This window comes from Mesorhizobium sp. M2A.F.Ca.ET.043.02.1.1 (assembly GCF_003952405.1).
In the GTDB taxonomy this organism is placed as follows: Bacteria; Pseudomonadota; Alphaproteobacteria; order Rhizobiales; family Rhizobiaceae; genus Mesorhizobium.
Genome location: NZ_CP034445.1, coordinates 1,215,943 through 1,231,930, shown reverse-complemented (window position 1 = coordinate 1,231,930; position 15,988 = coordinate 1,215,943). Strand labels below are relative to the sequence as shown.

Below are 15,988 nucleotides of genomic sequence, written 5' to 3'. Positions count from 1 at the left end.
AGACGGAATACCATGAACGCTGCCGCCCGCCCTCATTGAACCGTGCCCCTGAATCCGTTGCCCGCCACGCCGGATCGCCCGCACGGCGCACCGACCAAATCGCCGAGAGGTTAACTTGGCGTTTGATTCCTGTCCCGAAGTTGAATTGTCGATTATCGATATATTGAGCACCGTTACTTAAAGGCAACATTAGGTATTTGGAATGTAAGAAGCATAAATATAAGCTTTTACTTTAATATGACTGGAGCGGAGGGTGGGCGGCGCTTGCGGGCCACGCGCCGAGGCCAATCAAACGGAACCGCGTTCAAGCTCCGCCGACAACAGGACAGGGTCGGAGACGCCGCGGCCGAAAAGCGCCATCACCTTGACCGCAATGCGTTCGCGTTCATCCTCGTCGGCAACGTGCTGCCTTGCGCAGTAGTTGTTCAAGACTTTTATAAGAACGTCGAGCTCCGGCGGAATCCGCCACACCGCATGCTGGGTAGTGTCTCGGTTTGAATTTCGGAAAATTCCGACCGCGTTTGAACGCCACGCCAAAAGTGCCTATGCTTAGCGCTATGGATCCTCAAATGATAAAGCGGCACCTGGCACAAGCGGAGCAGCATGTGGCTGAAGGCGAGAAGCACCTTATCCGCCAGCGCGAACTAATCGCCAAACTCGAACGCGATGGTCATGATACTAAGGAAGCGACTGCGTTTTTGGAGCAGCTTGAGGAGATGCAGGGGATGCACGTCGCCGACAGGGATAGATTGAAGAACGAACTCCGCAATGCCGACAGGACCTAACGGCCAGAAGCGACCCACGATGTGATCGGCAACGCAGTCCGCGTCATGCGCATTGCCGGCAAGACGCGCCTGGAACGCGTTGCCCCGAAGCCCGGCAAGCGTGGACCCGACAAAAAGCGCGCCTCACCAGCTTGAAAATTGGCCTTGAAAAACGAGCCTTCGGAGCCTTATAAAAATTGACGTTTCCCATGGCTTCTCTGGAGAGAGCTGCGATGGATAACGTGCCGTGCAACGAAGCGAAGCAGAACGCCGTGGAAGTGGTCGAGGCCTGTGGCGAATGGTTCGTCCACGTCATCGAAAACGGCAAAGATACAATCACCAATTTCGAACTCGAGGCATATGCGCTCAGCTACGCGGAGGGGCAGCGCATTCGCTTGGGAATTGAGAGGATGGCGCGCATCTAAAGCGCGTCGCGATCCTTCGGATTCGCTCCATGTGCTTAAGGTTTTTGATTTTACGCATGTCCTTATCCCGAAACCGGTTCCCACTTTCGGGAGACATGCTTTAGTTGGCTCTTCGGGGCCAACGGCCCGGCCCGCAAATCCTGTGTCACCTTGATAAGCGGGCCGGGTCGCCTTGTGTTCCGAGCCGGGTCGAATTTCAAACTGAGACATTACCTATTCTTCTTCAGTAGCCGCGCCTCCCGAAGAAGCGAACTGGCGTCGATGCCGATCAAGTCGACGAAGTCGCGGGCCTGGGCCTCGGTGATGCCGGTTTCCTTCATGAGAAAGCGGACCCGGAATTCCTTCTCCGCCTTCAATCGCTCGTCGCGTTCGTGCTTGCTCTCGGCCATGGATTTTTCCCCATGCCCCGAAACCGCAAGTCGACGCTAAGGTTCCGCTCAGCGCGCCACGGGCCGATGCCCGTCGGGCAGGCGGGTGGCGATCAGCTTGTCGATGCGCCGGCCGTCGAGGTCGACCACCTCGAAACGCCAGCCTTGCGCGTCGACGCACTCGCCGGTCGTCGGCAGGTGGTGGAGATGCGACAGCACATAGCCGGCGACGGTCTCGTAGTCGCGGTTCTCCGGCAGGTCGATGCCCAGCACCTCGGCCATCTCGTCGGCCTGCATGTAGCCCGCGAGCAGCCAGGAGCCGTCGTCGCGCTTGACGGCGTTCTCCTCCTCGCCGGCCTCGAGGTCGGAGCGGAACACGCCGGTGATCGCTTCGAGGATGTCGGCCGGCGTGACGATGCCTTCGAAATGGCCGTACTCATCATGCACCAGTGCCATCGGCACATCCGATTCCCGGAGCTTCTGCAGCACGTCGAGCGCGTCGGCCTGGTCATGCACGATGGGTGCGGCGCGCACGTGCTGGCGCGGATCCAGCACCCTGCCGGCGAGAAGGGCGGCCAGCACGTCGCGCGTCTGGATGACGCCTACCGTGGCGTCGACATTGCCGTCGCCGACCGGCAATCGCGAGTGCTGCGTTTCCATCAGAAGCTTTCGGGTCACCGTCTCGTCGGATTGCAGGTTGAGCCAGTCGACCTCCGTGCGCGGCGTCATCACGGCGCGCACGGCGCGGTCGCCGAGCCGCATCACGCCGGCGATCATGCGGCGCTCGTCGGATTCGATGGTGCCATGGTGCTCGGCCTCGGCGACCAGCATCTTGATCTCCTCGTCAGTGACCTTCTCTTCCGCTTCGCCGGCCTGGCCGAGCAGCCACAGCACGGCGCGGCCGGAGAGGTCGAGCAGGAAGACCAGCGGCGCCGAGACGGTGGCGAGGATCGTCATTGCCGGCGCGGCCCTGACCGCGACGCGTTCCGGGTCCTTGAGCGCGATCTGCTTCGGCACCAGCTCGCCGACGATCAGCGAGGCATAGGTGATCAAGGCGACGACGATGCCGACACCGACGGGGTCGGCGATGTTTTCGCGGATGCCGGTCGACGCCAGATATTGCGCCAGCCGCTCACCAAGCGTCGCGCCCGAGAACGCGCCTGAGAGAACGCCCACCAGGGTGATGCCGATCTGCACCGAGGACAGGAACTTGCCGGGGTTCGAGCCCAGCGCCAGCGCGCGGCCGGCACCCTTGATGTTGCGGTCGATCATCGCCTTGAGGCGGGCGGGCCGCGACGAGACGATGGCAAGCTCCGACATCGACAAAAGGCCGTTCACCAAGATGAGGACGGCAACGACGGCGATTTCAACGTAAAGCATGGGCGGTCAATAGCATTGCTGCAGCGCATTCGAAAATAGCCTGCCGGTATTTTTGGAAGATGACAGGCGCAATGTTCAGGCGGCATCCCAAAGCGGCGCCGCGAAATGCCCGACAAGCGCGTCGATGACCACGCGAACCTTCGGCGTCAGCGCGCGCGTGAGGGGCCACACGGCATGGACGACGATGCGCTCCACCAAATGGTCGGGCAGGACCATTTCGAGCGCGCCGCGCCGCAGGCTCTGGCCGGCAAGCCAGGTCGGCAGGAAGGCGATGCCGCAGCCGGCGAGCGCGGCGTCCAGCATCGGCTCGCCGTGGCCGAGCACAAGCCGCGCCTTGGGCACGAAGGCGGCGAGACGGCCGGCGCTGTCGCGGATGGCCAAGGGTCGGACGACGCCTTCGCGTCCATAGCCGATGACGCTGTGCCGGGCGAGGTCTTCGATGGATTGCGGCCGGCCATGCCGCTCGAGATAGGCTGGGGACGCGCAGATCGCCGAGCGCTGGGCATATATGCGGCGCGCCGCAAGCGACGATGAATCGTCGAGGTCGCCCATCCGCACGGCCAGGTCGATGCCTTCCTCGATCAGGTCGACGCGCCGGTCGTTGAAGGAGATCTCGATCATCAGGTCCGGGAACCGATTGGAGATGTCGAACAGCACCGGCGCGACGCAGCGTCGGCCGAAGGCGAGCGGTATATCGACCCGAAGCTTGCCCGACGGGACCTGCCGGCGCGAGGCGAGCAAGGCTTGGCCGGCCTCGATCTCGGCAAGCGCCCGCGCGCAGGATTCGTAGTAGCTCATGCCTTCGCTGGTCGGGCTGAGGCTGCGCGTGGTGCGGTTGAGCAGGCGCACACCCAGCCGCTGCTCCAGTTGCGCGACCGACTTGCCGATCGCCGACTTCGTCACATGCAGCCGCGCGCCGGCGCCGGTGAAGCTGCCGGCTTCGACGGTGTTGACGAATGCGACGACGCCCTGGAGGTCAGCCGGGTCCATATCGAATTCCCTATTGTAGATTTCAGCTCTTCAATTTGTTGCCGAATATCCCGCATCGGAGCACTATTTCCATAGTCGGATCGCATAAATCTCTCGCGCACCATCAACCAAGGCGTGACGCATGAGTACCGACAGCAACAGATCCTGGCAGATGAGCGGGTTCGGCCTTTCGAATCTGCGGCCGGTGGAAGGCAAGATCCCCGATCCAGGCCCGCACGAGCTTCTGGTGCGGACGAAAGCCGTCTCGCTGAATTACAAGGACAAGATGATCGTGGACGGCGTGCTCATCCCCGACCTGTCCTTCCCATTCGTGCCGACCTCGGACGCCGTGGGCGAGGTCGTGGCGGTCGGCGGCGCCGTGAGCCGCTTCAAGGTCGGACAGCGGGTGCTGGGACAGGTGATCGCCGACTGGCCGGATGGCGACGCGCCGGCCGTGCTCCACCAGCACACGCTGGGCTCCTCGCTTCCAGGCATGCTGTCCCAGCATGTCGTCTTCCGCGAGGACGCGGCGGTGCCGGCGCCGGTCTCGCTGAGCGATGTCGAGGCCGCAACGCTGCCGATCGCGGCGCTGACCGCCTGGTTCGCGATGGCGGAGGCGACAAGGCCGGTGCCAGGCCAGACCATCCTTATCCAGGGCACGGGCGGCGTGTCGCTGTTTGCGCTGCAATTCGCCGCCGCCTTCGGCTTGCGCGCGATCGTCACGTCGAGCAGCGACGAGAAGCTGAAGCGCGCCAGGGACCTCGGCGCGTGGCAGACGATCAACCACCGCACCCAGCCGGCATGGGACGAGGCCGCTCGCGCCATGACGGACGGGCTTGGCGTGAACCATGTGCTGGAAATGGTCGGCGGCGACAATGCGCGCCGGTCGCTCAACGCCCTTGCCGCCGATGGCCGGCTATCCGTCATCGGCGTGCTCGGCGCGATGGAGATCAGCTTTCCGATCGTTCCGTTCATGCGCAACCGCATCGTGGTCCAGGGCATTTCCATTGGCCATCGACGCGCGTTCGAGCGCATGAACCAGGCAATAGAGGCGCTCGGCATCAGGCCGGTCATCGACAAGGTCTACGGCTTCGACGAGGTGCCCCAAGCGCTCCAGCATCTAGAAAAGGGACCGTTCGGCAAGATCGTGATCGCCACGAGCTGATGGCGCGTGGCGAGATCACTGCAGCGTCTTCAACACGCCGACCACGGCCATGCCGTCGGTGAAATAGGGATCGCCGCCGCCATTGCGTCCCGTCTTGGTGGCGCCGATACCCGGTATCTCGCTGGTTGAGGTCAGCAGACCGGCGGCCTTCAGGTCGCCGATCAGGAAGTCGCGCTCGGCGTCGATGTCCGGACCGATATGGTGGGTAACGCCGCCCGTGTCGTGGCTGAGGCCGACGCCGCGATCGAAGCTCGCGGCGCCCAGCCAGAGCGGGCGGCCGTCGTCGCCGACCACGTCCGTCAGCCAGAAGCGGACATGGTGGCGCCGGTCGGCGCTGTCGCCGACCGGTTTCTCGAAGGCCAGGTCCTGGGCGCGGCCCTCGAACAACAGGCGGCTCATCGGCGCATCGGGGTAGGGGCGGGAAAACAGCACACTCTCACCGATATCGATCGCGGTCCTGAGCGTCACGGCATCGGCCGTATCCCAGCCCGCGACCGCGAAGGCGTGGACGACTTCCTTCTCGGTGCCGACAAGGCCGACATTGATCGGGTCGCCGGGAATGCCCTGCGGCGTATGCGTCACCATCTCGAAAGGGCGGGTGCGGAAGCCGCGCTCCCGCCAGGTCCAGAATTCCGGCGCAGCGACATAGGCGAGCGCCAGATAGAAGGCGCAGACCGCCGTCAGCCAGATCGCCGCGCGCCGCCTCAGGCTTCGTTCACCCACGACAAACCGCTCCCAAATCCTTGCGCGACCATTTTATGCGTTGTTGGCCGTTTTCGGGTAGAGCCACCTCAGCGGCAGGCGCGGTAGCCGCTTTTGCGGTTCTTGATGTCGAAATGGAAATGGTTACGGTGGTCGTAATTGTAGCCCGGGCCGAGCACCGTGGTGAAATACTCGCAGCCGTCGGAGCGCACGTTGTTGAGGAAGCCGCGGGTGCGGAACGCGAACAGTCCGGGCTTGCGGACGTCGATGTCGTCGCCATTGTTGAGCTCGATGCTCATGACGTCGAGGGCGTTGCCCTTGCCGTGCTCCGACAACACACCTTCGCCGGCGATGTTGCGGCAGGAATAGCTCGAGCCCTGGTGGATCGCCTTGACGCCGGAGAAATAGCGCCAGCGGGCGGCAGGCTGCAGCTCGTTCTTCGTCCAGGCGGCGAAGGTGGCGGCCATGTTGCAGGTCAACGTCGCGGCCGGCTTCATGGCGACGCTGCCGATCGACGAGACTTTTACCGGGAAATCGATGCCGCACTGTCCCTCATGGATCGGCTGGACGTCCTGATAGACGACGCCCATCCGCTTCAGCTCGTTGCGGCAGTCGATCTCGCTGGCCGGCATCTGCTCGAGAGGCGACATCGGCTCGTCCATGCGCGGATAGGCGGCCTGGGTCATATAGGGGTTGGAGGGAACGAGGCGCTGCATGCCGGAATATTGCGGCGCGTCGGGCTGTGGCACGGCCGCCGTCTGGCTGCCGACATCGACGGCGGGCTGCAGCGCAAAGACGTCGCCCGTGGTACAGGCCGATATCGTCGCGATGGCGCCGGCGGCCAGCCCGGCGATCGCGATTCGCGCGCACTTGTTTCGTTGCGCCGCCATCAGCGCAGCGCCAAGTCTTCGAGCCATTGAAAGGCGTCCTTGTCCCCGAATGGCACAAGGTTAACCCTCAACAGTAAAGGAAAGATCAGCGCCGGCATTCATGCCTGGGGCGGAATTGCGGCGCTGTTCTTGCCGGGACGTGACCGAAACTTCAGGAATTGTGGCTATTGGCAGAAGGTGCCGCCGTGACGTCGCGGTTCCAGGTCGAGATGGAAATGCAGCGCGTGGTCGGCGTCGGCGCCCGGCCCAAGCACCGTCTTGAACGGTCCGCAGGCAGCCTTGCGCACCGCGTCGAGGAACTTCGCATCTTTTTCAGGAGGCGCCGGCCCGACCTCGATCCTGCTTCCGTCCGACAAGGTGAAGCTCGCAATATCGACCGCGTTGCCAAAGGCGTGTTCCGACAGTTTGCGGGTGCCGTTGCGCGGGCGGCAGACGAAGGCCGAGGCCTGGTTGACCGCCTTCAAATCGGCGCCGCGTTCGGCCTTTGCCGTGGGCTGGACGACATCGGCCATGAAGCGAGCCGTTGCCTCGGCCATCGGGCAATTGAGCTCGGTGCCGGGACTGACGCTGATGGACTTGCCGAGCGTCTTCAAAACTATCGGATAGGGGATAGAGCAGCCGATTTGCGCGTCGTGCTCGGCCTTGTGCTCCTCGAACTCGACGCCAAGCGTCCTTAGCCGCTCGCGACACGCGGTTTCCTCGGCCGGCATCTCGTCGGCCGGCACATCGGCCGAGCGGGGATCGGGAAGCATCTTTTCCTCGCCGGCATCGGCCGGTTTTTCCGGCGGTTGCGGCGCGGTTTCCGGCGGCTCCGGCTCCAGTTCGGCGGGTTTTTCGGTCGGCGTGGGGACAATCTCCGGCGTTTGCGGATCGGGCTCCGCCCGTGCCCCAGACTGAGCGCCCTTCGAGCGCGGCGGATGGGCGTCCCATTTCGGATGCGACTTCTCCTGGTTCAGGAAGTCGTCGTCGCTGTCGAGGCGGCTTTTGCCTTGCCCGGACTTCTGGGCGCGGTTTTCCATATCCTGAGGACGTGCCCCTGGCGCCGGTGTCGTTTGCGGCGTCTCCGGTACCGGAGCGGCGCTCTCGCTGGCTGGCGGCAGGTGTCTCTTGTGCCGGTGATGATGCTTGGCGGCCGTGGCCGGCGTTATCAGCAGGGCTGCCGCCGCCAAAGGCAACGCCAATCTGCACAATCCGGAAATGCTCAGCGTTGCCATCGCCCCGAAACGGCAATCGCGTCGCGAAGTTGCCTGCACCGCCGGCCTTGCCGATCACAATCGGTTACCGGCGCGTTACGCGCCTATGGCTTCAAGGCCTTCCTCCAGCCAGTCGGCAAGCATCGGCAGGCCGAGCAGGTATTTGGCCGTGCGCTTCCTTGGGCGCTCCCTGGCGGCAGCCACCGCGTCAGCCCATTCGGATGCGTCATAGTCGCCGCGCCCGACCCAGGCGAGCGCGATCAGTTCGGCCGCTTCGTCGATGTTGAGATCGTTGATCAGTTCGCGGAATTCTTCCTCGGTGAGGTCTTCCGAGGCTTCCTCGACAAGGCCGTCATGGTGATGGCTGGCATGCGCGTCGCCGTCGAACTCGACCTCGTGCTCGGCGCCGTCGTCATAGTCCTCGTTGACGGCGGCGCTCAGCGCCTTGGCCTTGAGGATGAACAGGCGCACCGTGTCCGGGTCGATGGAAAGCTCCCATTCTTTCTCGAGGCGCTGCTGCACGGTCCTTCTCCACGTGATGCGCGTGGCCCGATGATAGCGGATTTGCAGCGCGCGTCACGCCCGGAGGCAAGGCTCTCCTTCGGGCCGTCCAAAATAGTTCGGCCGATGACGGCTTTTCGGGATGAAAGCGGATCGGGCCGGCGTTAGTCTGCCATTGTCACGCTCACGGAGGCATCGATGCGCAGACGATTGCTTGTTCAAGTCATGGCTATTGCGGCGCTGCCGCTGTTCGTCGCCCCGGCTTTTGCGGCCGGTGAAGGTGGCGGAAGCGGTCAAACCACTACCCAGTGCAAGAAGGGCGAAGTCTGGGACAAGAAGAAGAACAAATGCGTGAAGCCGCAATATGGCATGCTGGATGACGACAGCATCTACGAGGCCGGCCACGATCTGGCGATGGCCGGGCGCTATGACGAGGCGATCTCGGTGCTGACGCTCGCCGCCAACAAGCAGGATCCGCGCATCCTCAACTATCTCGGCTATTCGCATCGCCATTCTGGCCGCGTCACGGTCGGCCTCGGCTATTACGAGGAAGCGCTGCGCATCGACCCGAACTACACGCTTGTGCGCGAATATCTCGGCGAAGCGCATCTTCAGATTGGCGATCTCGCCGGCGCTCAGGAACAGCTCAAGGAAATCGAAAAGCGGACCGGCACGGGCTCGCGCGAATACGGCATGCTGTCCGAGCAGATCGATCATTTCCTGCGGAGCTGAACAGGGCTTCAAGCTCTTCGGGCCGGCTGCGAGCAATCGTAGCCGGATTTTTGTTGTTCGCCATCAACCGGCATCCGCGAAAGCGGTGATCATTTCGCCGAACTTCATTTTTGCACGTGAAAATCGCGCCAAGATCGCTATATTCAGGGAAATTGTGGTGAAACGGTTCCGTTAGCCCGAGGCTGCCGGACCGTTTTCTTTTTGTACCCATTTGACAAGGCTGCTCCCGACAAGCGGGGGTGGCGGCAGGAAAGGTCAGGCATATGATCAAGGTCCCGATGACAGGCGAGGGGTTCGCGTCATTGAAGGAAGAACTGCGTTGGCGCCAGCAAGAGGAGCGTCCGCGTATCATCGAGGCGATCTCCGAAGCGCGCTCGCATGGCGACCTGTCCGAAAATGCCGAATATCACGCGGCCAAGGAGTCGCAGAGCCACAATGAAGGCCGCATCAACGAGCTCGAGGATCTGATCGCGCGCGCCGAGGTCATCGACGTCTCCAAGCTTTCCGGCGACAAGGTGAAGTTCGGCGCGACCGTCGTGCTTGTCGACGAGGACACCGAGGAAAAGAAGACCTACCAGATCGTCGGCGACCAGGAAGCGGACGTGAAGTCCGGCCGCATCTCGATCTCCTCGCCGATCGCGCGTGCGCTGATCGGCAAGGAAGTCGGCGACGCCATCGAGGTGAACGCTCCCGGCGGCGCCCGGGGATATGAGATCGTTCAGGTGCAATTTATTTAGTGCGCTTCGCCAGATTGGGATGACGTTTCATTGAATTGTCATCCTGATCCAACTCTTTGTTGGAACATGATCTTTCGGTTCTCACTTTTCGAGATCATGTCCTGGCGTCGATTTCTGAGCTACCACGGCTCGCTGCGGATCCATTGCAAACGTTCGGAATTGGCTGAAGCCTCCGTGACGTCGTCATCCTCGGGTCTGCGCCGCGTCGCTTCGCTCCTTGCTCCGCCCGTGGATGACGAAGCAGCCGCGGTCTAAGCTGGCGCGTTTGATCTGAGCGCCAGCAGCCACTCAGCCTCGGCCATCACCTCAGCCGGCGTGATCTTGCCGCCGGGCGGCGCAAGCAAGGTCGATGCAAACTTTCCGCGCGGGCCGGTGAGACCGGGCTCCGTCGCCAGGAAGATGGCGACGGTCGGGAGGCCGAAGGCGCTGGTGAGGTGGGTGAGGCCGGTGTCGGCGCCGATGACGAGCGTCGAGCGGCCGAGGATCGCGGCGACGTCCGCGAGCGGCGATTTCGCAACCAGCAACGTCTTTGGCACGGCACCGGCGATGGCCTCCGCCACCTTCTTTTCCGCCTCATTCGACCATGTGACCACTGGCGTGAATTGCCGGTCGGCCAGCTCGCGCGCGGTTCCGATCCAGTCCTCGGCCGGCCATTTCTTGTCCTCGCGGCTGGTGCCGTGGAGCAGGAAAGCGGTTTTGCCTTCAACGCCGGGTAGCGCGCCCGCTGGCGGCACGATGCCGGACTCGAGCGCCGACAGGTCAGGCTGGTAGCCCAGCGCCAGGCCGAACAGCCGCCTGGTGCGCTCGATGGCATGCAGATCGCGCGGCACGGCGTATTTGCGCTGATAGAACAGCGTCGCCGAAGGCTCACGGGCGCTGGCGCGGTCGAAGCCGGCAATCGGCGCGCCGGCCTGGATGGCGACCAACGCCGATTTCAGCAAGCCTTGCGCGTCGATGACGAGGTCGTAGCGGGAGGCACGGAACGCTCGGCGCAAGCCGGCCATCTCGCGCCATGTGCCGCCGTCGAAAAGCCTCTTGCGCCAGCGCCGGACCGCCACTTTGTGGATCACTCCAATCGCCGGATGCAGCGCCACGATGCCGGCAAACGGCTCCTCCACGCACCAGTCGAAGCTGATATCGGGGCGGTTGCGCACCGCGTCCTCGACGGCCGGAAAGGTGTGAATGACATCGCCCATCGACGATGTCTTGACGATCAGCACTTTCATGCGGCCGCCGGAACCTTGAGCAGGCGGTCGGCCGCGGCAGTGACACGGGCGACATCAAGGGTCTTGAGGCAGTTGAGATGCCCGAGCGGGCACACTTTCTTGTGACAGGGCGAGCAGGACAGATGCAGCCAGATCAGTTCGGAGCGCTCGCTGAGCGGCGGCGTGTTTTCCGGCGACGTCGAACCATAGACGGCCACGATCGGCGTGTTTACGGCGGCCGCGACATGCATCAGCCCGCTGTCGTTCGAGACCGCAAGCTTTGCCGCGGCGATCAGGTCGATGGCGTCCTCCAGCCGCGTCTTGCCGGCAAGGTCGATGGCGCCGGGCGCGAGTGTCGCGATCTCGCCGGTCACGCCGGCATCGTTCTTCGAGCCGAGCAGCACGACGCCCAGACCCTTTGCCATCATGTTCCGGGCAAGCCCGGCATAGTGATCGCTCGGCCAGCGTTTTGCCGGGCCGAACTCGGCGCCGGGCATGAGCGCCACAAATTTCCTTCCCGTCAGCCCGAACCGCGCCAGCAGATCGGCTTGGTTGGCCTTGTCGACGGTAAGCTTCGGCGCGCGAAACGTGCCGCCGCGCGCGAGGCCGAAATAGGCGCGCGCCGTGCGCCGCTTCAGCGCTTCGGGCAGCGGCACGATGTCGGTCAGCAGGCCATAGCGCATTTCGCGCAAATTGCCGACACGATGGGGGATGCGGGCAAAGAACGGGATCAGCGCCGATTTCCAGCTTCCCGGCAGCACATAGGCCATGTCGTAGCGGCCGCGCAGCAGGCGGCCGAAGCGCCTGCGGCTGCGGAATTCGAGCGCGCCCGGCATCAGCGCGAAGTCGATCTGGCTGCGTATCTCGGGCATGCGCTTGACCAAAGGCGCGGCCCAGGCCGGCGCCAGCACATCGATTGCCGCGTTCGGATGTTTTTCCTTCAGCGCCGCAAACAGGCACTGCGCCATGACCATGTCGCCCACCCAGCGTGGGCCGATCACGAGGATCGTTGGGCCTTCAGCCATTCGACATAGTCCCTGACGCCGGTTTCGACTGTGCGGAATTGGCCATTGTAGCCGGCCGCGCGCAAGCGGGACATATCAGCCTGCGTAAAACTCTGGTAGCTGCCCTTGAGATGGTCGGGGAAAGGGATGAATTCAATCTCGCCCTTGCCCAGCGTGTCGATCACCGTTTCGGCGATGGCGCGGAACGGCTGGGCGCGACCGGTGCCGCAGTTGAAGATGCCGCTCTGGCCCTTTTTCCAAAGCCACAGATTGACGTCGGCGACATCGCCGACATGGATGAAGTCGCGGCTCTGCTCGCCCGGGCCGAAGTCGCCATAGGCGCCGAAGAGTTTCGGATTTTCGCCGCGCTCGACCTGGTTGAACAGATGGAAGGCGACGGACGCCATGGCGCCCTTGTGCGCCTCGCGCGGTCCGTAGACGTTGAAATAGCGCAGGCCCGTCACCTGCGAATGGTCGGCGTCGATGTTGCGGCGGACATAGTCGTCGAACAGCTTCTTCGAATAGGCATAGACATTGAGCGGGCGTTCGAACTCGGGCTCCTCGCGGAACTCGCTGCCCCCGCCATAGACGGATGCGGAGGAGGCGTAGAGGAAGGGCACGCGCAGATCGAGGCAGGCATGCAGCAGCCGCTTCGAGTAGGTGTAGTTCACCTCCATCATGAACTTGCCGTTCCACTCGGTGGTGGTTGAGCACGCGCCCTGGTGGAAGACGGCCTCGATGCGGCCGAGCGCGCCATTCTGGAGCTGGGCGAGAAAATCGTCCTTGTCGAGATAGTCGGCAATGCGAAGGTCGGCGAGGTTGGCGATCTTGTGGCCGTCGGTGAGATCGTCGACCACGACGATGTCGTCATGCCCCTCGGCATTGAGAGCGGCGACGATGTTGGAGCCGATCATGCCGGCGCCGCCCGTGACGATGATCATGAAGGCCTCTGTCTGTTTGCGATCCCGGCTCTTATAGGGGAGGCTGGTGTGAGTGTCGATAAAGCCGGTGCCATCCCGTATTGAGGATCGCCAATCTTGTCTATTTCGCCTGTTTTGTCTATTATGTACAAAACGGAGCGTGTCATGAAACAGTACCCGTCGACTGATTTGAAACAGAATCTCGGTGATGTTCTTGCGGCTGCCAGCCAGCAGCCTGTCTCCATCACCCGTCACAACAAGCCGAGATACGTCCTCATGAGCATCGAGGCCTATGAGGCTCGCTTCGTCAACGACAGCCGCCGTGCCTACGCCGCCAAGGACGCCCCGTCAGAGCATGTCGATATGCTCGAGGAGTACGCTGCCCGAGGGAGTCGCGAGTAGGTTTATTGCCGCCGAGAACCGGGTCGCTTCGGGCTGAGTGTCGACAATCACGTCACGTCAGCGCTGCCCCTCATTGCCCTGCCGGGCATTTCTCCCCGTATGGTGACGGGGAGAAAGGGCTGGCCGTAACCTCGGCGCCCTTATTGCGACGCTGGAGATTGGCGAAACCGGCGACGAGGGCCCCTCTCCCCGTCACTATACGGGGAGAGGATGGCCGGCAGGCAGGTGAGGGGCAGCGCCAACGCCTGGAATGATGTTAGAGGAATTCGACGATATCCATATCTGTGGTATCGCCAGTATGGAGATCGGACCAGCAGGGCGTAGCCTGACAGAGACGTGATCATTTGGGGACCAAGAATGCCGTCGACCGAACTGCTGATCGCATTCTTCGCCACAACTGCGATCTTCGCCTACATCCCCGGACCCGCCATGCTTTACGCCGCGGCGCAGACGATGGCGCGGGGCCGCTGGTCGGGCTGACGGCGGCTCTCGGCATTCATCTCGGCGGTTATGTGCATGTCTTCGCGGCCGCCGCGGGACTGTCCGTCCTGTTCCACGCCGTGCCGCCGCTCTATCTGGCGGTCAAGCTCGGCGGCGCGCTCTATCTGATCTGGCTCGGCGTCTCAATGATCCGCAAACGGACAGGCGGCGATACGGCTCTGCCGGCCATCGAGCGGAAATCGGCGCGGCGCGCCTTTTTCGAAAGCATCACCGTCGAGGTGCTCAATCCGAAGACGGCGATCTTCTTCATGGCGTTCCTGCCGCAATTCATCGATGCCTCGGCGGCGTTCCCGGTCTGGCTGCAGTTCGTCGTGCTTGGAACCATCGTCAATCTGATGTTTTCCTCCGCCGATATTGTTTGCGTATTCCTTGCCGGCGCGATGATCGACCGGCTGCGGCTTTCAGGGCGGGCGCAGCGGCTGATGCAGCGTGCAGGCGGCGCCGTGCTTGTGGGCCTCGGCGTCCACGTGGCCCTGCAGAGAAGCTGATTGCACAGCCGACTTCGGCCGCAGTCAATCGGGCCTGCCGTTGCGCTCGCCCCAATTGCGGTATATCCGCATCGCGTTGAGCGAGGTGCGCCACAATTCCGGCGCTGAAACCTAATCAAGTCCTGCCTTTTTCAGGCATATGTCGAGTGAGATGATCAAGCACAATCCGCCCTCTCCGGAACCTTTGCATCGCACCATCGCCCGGTTCGGCGAGGTCACCGTGCTGGTGGTCGGCGATTTCATTCTCGACCGTTTCGTCAGCGGCGTGATCGAACGCATCTCGCCGGAGGCTCCGATCCCCGTGCTGCATGGACGGGGCGAAATGCTGAACATGGGCGGCGCCGGCAATGTCGTCTCCAACATCGTTTCGCTAGGCGGGGCCGCCATACCCGTCTCGGTGATCGGCGCCGACCAGGCCGGCAACAATCTGATGCGCATGCTGAGCGAGATCGGTGTCGACACGGACGGGCTTCTGCAGCGGGCGGACCGCATGACCTCGTCGAAAAGCCGCTTCAGCGCGCTCAACCAGCAGGTGCTGCGCTTCGACGAGGAAGAGATCAAGCCGCTCACTTCCGCCGAGCGGGCGAAGCTCATCGATCATTTCCAGGCCGCGCTTGGCCGCGCCGACATCGTGATCCTTTCCGATTACGGCAAGGGCATTCTGCTCGACGGCGTCGCCGGCGAGCTGATCGCGATCTGCCGCGATGCCGGCAAGCCGGTGCTGGTCGATCCGAAGGGGCGCGATTACGCGCGCTATGCCGGCGCCACGGCAGTGACGCCGAACCGCAAGGAGCTTGGCGAGGCGGTCGGGCGCAAGGTGTTCGGCGATGACGAGATCGTGGCCGCCGCACGCGACCTGATCGCCGCGCATGACTTCGAGTATATCGTCGCCACGCGCAGCGAGAAGGGCATGAGCGTGGTCTCCGCCGAGGATGCCCGCCACATTTCCACCCAGGCCCGCGAAGTGTTCGACGTTTCCGGTGCCGGCGACACGGTCATTGCGAGCTTCGCGCTTTCGCTCGCCGCCGGCGCCGACCGGGTGCATGCCGCGGTCATCGCCAATGCGGCCGGCGGCGTCGTGGTGGGAAAACGCGGCACCGCTCGGCTGAATGTCGAGGAACTGTCCGGCGCGCTGTTCCGCTCGCATGGGCCGACGGCTCATACGGATGCCATTCTTGACGCCAATGCGGCGGCCAGGATGGTCGCCGCCTGGAAGGAAGAGGGCCTCACGGTCGGCTTCACCAATGGCTGTTTCGACATCCTGCACGCCGGCCATGTCAGCCTGCTGCATGCCGCCCGCAGCCAGTGCGACCGGCTGGTGCTCGGCCTCAACAGCGACGACTCGGTGCGCCGGCTGAAAGGGCCGGGGCGCCCGGTCAACAACCAGCATGACCGCGCCTGCGTGCTGGCAGCGCTTGCCTCGGTCGACGCCGTCGTCGTCTTCGAGGAGGATACGCCGCTCAAGCTGATCGAGGCGCTCTTGCCCGACGTCCTGGTCAAGGGCGCGGACTATACGATCGAGACCGTGGTCGGCGCCGATGTGGTGCAGAAGGCGGGCGGGCGCGTGGTGCTGGTCGACCTCGTCGCAGGCAAGAGCACGACGAACACGATCGGCAAGCTGCGTGCCGCAAACTGAGGGTCT

17 protein-coding genes and 1 pseudogene are annotated in these 15,988 nt (G+C 63.5%); 8 read left to right on the top strand and 10 right to left on the bottom strand.

The genetic code is table 11. The annotated features are described in order from the left end of the window. Positions 1–569 precede the first annotated feature (569 nt). Together EJ068_RS05830 and EJ068_RS05825 are read left to right on the top strand one after the other, a co-directional pair. The gene (locus EJ068_RS05830) at positions 570–785 is read left to right on the top strand and encodes a hypothetical protein (protein WP_245463347.1); all 216 of its coding nucleotides are present in this window, start codon (positions 570–572) and stop codon (positions 783–785) included. 212 nt (positions 786–997) lie between these two features. Next, positions 998–1,189, top strand: coding sequence for a hypothetical protein (locus EJ068_RS05825; protein WP_127251533.1), 192 nt, complete (start codon positions 998–1,000; stop codon positions 1,187–1,189). Positions 1,190–1,398: 209 nt separating this feature from the next. Here the strand turns inward: EJ068_RS05825 and EJ068_RS05820 are convergent, their stop codons facing one another. The 3 genes from EJ068_RS05820 to EJ068_RS05810 all read right to left on the bottom strand — a co-directional run bounded on the left by EJ068_RS05820 (position 1,399) and on the right by EJ068_RS05810 (position 3,927). Continuing rightward, entirely contained in the window at positions 1,399–1,578 is a 180-nt protein-coding gene (locus tag EJ068_RS05820) for a hypothetical protein (protein ID WP_129554496.1), read from the bottom strand. 48 nt (positions 1,579–1,626) lie between these two features. Continuing rightward, positions 1,627–2,937: a hemolysin family protein gene (locus EJ068_RS05815; RefSeq protein ID WP_126081699.1), complete on the bottom strand. Its 1,311-nt coding sequence runs from the start codon at positions 2,935–2,937 to the stop codon at positions 1,627–1,629. A gap of 75 nt (positions 2,938–3,012) precedes the next feature. After that, positions 3,013–3,927, bottom strand: coding sequence for a LysR family transcriptional regulator (locus EJ068_RS05810; protein WP_127251532.1), 915 nt, complete (start codon positions 3,925–3,927; stop codon positions 3,013–3,015). Positions 3,928–4,048: 121 nt separating this feature from the next. On the opposite strand from EJ068_RS05810, the gene EJ068_RS05805 reads away from it, so the two are divergent. Continuing rightward, complete coding sequence (locus EJ068_RS05805) at positions 4,049–5,071, top strand: NAD(P)-dependent alcohol dehydrogenase (RefSeq protein WP_127251531.1); 1,023 nt, start codon at positions 4,049–4,051, stop codon at positions 5,069–5,071. 15 nt (positions 5,072–5,086) lie between these two features. Here EJ068_RS05805 and EJ068_RS05800 read toward each other — a convergent pair whose 3' ends face one another. The 4 genes from EJ068_RS05800 to EJ068_RS05785 all read right to left on the bottom strand — a co-directional run bounded on the left by EJ068_RS05800 (position 5,087) and on the right by EJ068_RS05785 (position 8,378). Next, on the bottom strand, positions 5,087–5,794 hold the full coding sequence (locus EJ068_RS05800) for an LssY C-terminal domain-containing protein (RefSeq protein WP_127251530.1): 708 nt from the start codon (positions 5,792–5,794) through the stop codon (positions 5,087–5,089). Positions 5,795–5,862: 68 nt separating this feature from the next. Continuing rightward, positions 5,863–6,690, bottom strand: coding sequence for an extensin family protein (locus EJ068_RS05795; protein ID WP_127251529.1), 828 nt, complete (start codon positions 6,688–6,690; stop codon positions 5,863–5,865). Positions 6,691–6,827: 137 nt separating this feature from the next. Further along, on the bottom strand, positions 6,828–7,838 hold the full coding sequence (locus EJ068_RS05790) for an extensin family protein (RefSeq protein WP_245463439.1): 1,011 nt from the start codon (positions 7,836–7,838) through the stop codon (positions 6,828–6,830). Positions 7,839–7,952: 114 nt separating this feature from the next. Beyond that, positions 7,953–8,378 carry a DUF3775 domain-containing protein gene (locus tag EJ068_RS05785; RefSeq protein ID WP_112126832.1) on the bottom strand — a complete coding sequence of 142 codons (426 nt, stop codon included), beginning with the start codon at positions 8,376–8,378 and terminating at the stop codon, positions 7,953–7,955. Positions 8,379–8,555: 177 nt separating this feature from the next. Between EJ068_RS05785 and EJ068_RS05780 the strand changes: the two genes are divergently transcribed. Together EJ068_RS05780 and greA are read left to right on the top strand one after the other, a co-directional pair. Next, positions 8,556–9,089, top strand: a complete 534-nt coding sequence (locus EJ068_RS05780; protein ID WP_126081704.1) for a tetratricopeptide repeat protein — start codon at positions 8,556–8,558, stop codon at positions 9,087–9,089. A 263-nt stretch (positions 9,090–9,352) separates the two neighbouring features. Beyond that, entirely contained in the window at positions 9,353–9,826 is a 474-nt protein-coding gene (gene greA, locus EJ068_RS05775) for a transcription elongation factor GreA (RefSeq protein ID WP_027168132.1), read from the top strand. A gap of 251 nt (positions 9,827–10,077) precedes the next feature. Here greA and waaC read toward each other — a convergent pair whose 3' ends face one another. Genes waaC through rfaD form a run of 3 tightly spaced genes read right to left on the bottom strand, consistent with a single transcriptional unit; the run spans position 10,078 to position 12,976 of the window. After that, a complete protein-coding gene (gene waaC / locus EJ068_RS05770; RefSeq protein WP_127251527.1) occupies positions 10,078–11,052 on the bottom strand; it encodes a lipopolysaccharide heptosyltransferase I in 975 nt (324 codons plus the stop codon). Continuing rightward, a complete protein-coding gene (gene waaF, locus EJ068_RS05765) occupies positions 11,049–12,056 on the bottom strand; it encodes a lipopolysaccharide heptosyltransferase II (RefSeq protein WP_127251526.1) in 1,008 nt (335 codons plus the stop codon). The genes waaC and waaF overlap by 4 nt, the downstream gene beginning before the upstream one ends. Then, a complete protein-coding gene (gene rfaD, locus EJ068_RS05760) occupies positions 12,029–12,976 on the bottom strand; it encodes an ADP-glyceromanno-heptose 6-epimerase (protein ID WP_127251525.1) in 948 nt (315 codons plus the stop codon). The genes waaF and rfaD overlap by 28 nt, the downstream gene beginning before the upstream one ends. A gap of 144 nt (positions 12,977–13,120) precedes the next feature. Between rfaD and EJ068_RS05755 the strand changes: the two genes are divergently transcribed. The 3 genes and pseudogenes from EJ068_RS05755 (at position 13,121) to rfaE1 (ending at position 15,982) form a co-directional block, all read left to right on the top strand. Then, the gene (locus EJ068_RS05755) at positions 13,121–13,357 is read left to right on the top strand and encodes a type II toxin-antitoxin system Phd/YefM family antitoxin (RefSeq protein ID WP_127251524.1); all 237 of its coding nucleotides are present in this window, start codon (positions 13,121–13,123) and stop codon (positions 13,355–13,357) included. A gap of 357 nt (positions 13,358–13,714) precedes the next feature. Further along, a pseudogene (locus EJ068_RS05745) lies at positions 13,715–14,346 on the top strand (LysE family translocator). Between the two features lie 151 nt (positions 14,347–14,497). Then, complete coding sequence (rfaE1, locus tag EJ068_RS05740) at positions 14,498–15,982, top strand: D-glycero-beta-D-manno-heptose-7-phosphate kinase (protein WP_127251522.1); 1,485 nt, start codon at positions 14,498–14,500, stop codon at positions 15,980–15,982. Positions 15,983–15,988: the final 6 nt, after the last annotated feature.

Bases quoted from the DNA above. Each gene is read 5' to 3' on its own strand.
- EJ068_RS05810 (WP_127251532.1), bottom strand. From the start codon at position 3,927: ATGGACCCGGCTGACCTCCAGGGCGTCGTCGCATTCGTCAACACCGTC.
- waaF (WP_127251526.1), bottom strand. From the start codon at position 12,056: ATGGCTGAAGGCCCAACGATCCTCGTGATCGGCCCACGCTGGGTGGGC.
- rfaD (WP_127251525.1), bottom strand. From the start codon at position 12,976: ATGATCATCGTCACGGGCGGCGCCGGCATGATCGGCTCCAACATCGTC.
- EJ068_RS05780 (WP_126081704.1), top strand. From the start codon at position 8,556: ATGCGCAGACGATTGCTTGTTCAAGTCATGGCTATTGCGGCGCTGCCG.
- greA (WP_027168132.1), top strand. From the start codon at position 9,353: ATGATCAAGGTCCCGATGACAGGCGAGGGGTTCGCGTCATTGAAGGAA.
- EJ068_RS05815 (WP_126081699.1), bottom strand. From the start codon at position 2,937: ATGCTTTACGTTGAAATCGCCGTCGTTGCCGTCCTCATCTTGGTGAAC.
- rfaE1 (WP_127251522.1), top strand. From the start codon at position 14,498: ATGATCAAGCACAATCCGCCCTCTCCGGAACCTTTGCATCGCACCATC.
- EJ068_RS05825 (WP_127251533.1), top strand. From the start codon at position 998: ATGGATAACGTGCCGTGCAACGAAGCGAAGCAGAACGCCGTGGAAGTG.
- waaC (WP_127251527.1), bottom strand. From the start codon at position 11,052: ATGAAAGTGCTGATCGTCAAGACATCGTCGATGGGCGATGTCATTCAC.
- EJ068_RS05820 (WP_129554496.1), bottom strand. From the start codon at position 1,578: ATGGCCGAGAGCAAGCACGAACGCGACGAGCGATTGAAGGCGGAGAAG.
- EJ068_RS05830 (WP_245463347.1), top strand. From the start codon at position 570: ATGATAAAGCGGCACCTGGCACAAGCGGAGCAGCATGTGGCTGAAGGC.
- EJ068_RS05755 (WP_127251524.1), top strand. From the start codon at position 13,121: ATGAAACAGTACCCGTCGACTGATTTGAAACAGAATCTCGGTGATGTT.
- EJ068_RS05805 (WP_127251531.1), top strand. From the start codon at position 4,049: ATGAGTACCGACAGCAACAGATCCTGGCAGATGAGCGGGTTCGGCCTT.
- EJ068_RS05795 (WP_127251529.1), bottom strand. From the start codon at position 6,690: ATGGCTCGAAGACTTGGCGCTGCGCTGATGGCGGCGCAACGAAACAAG.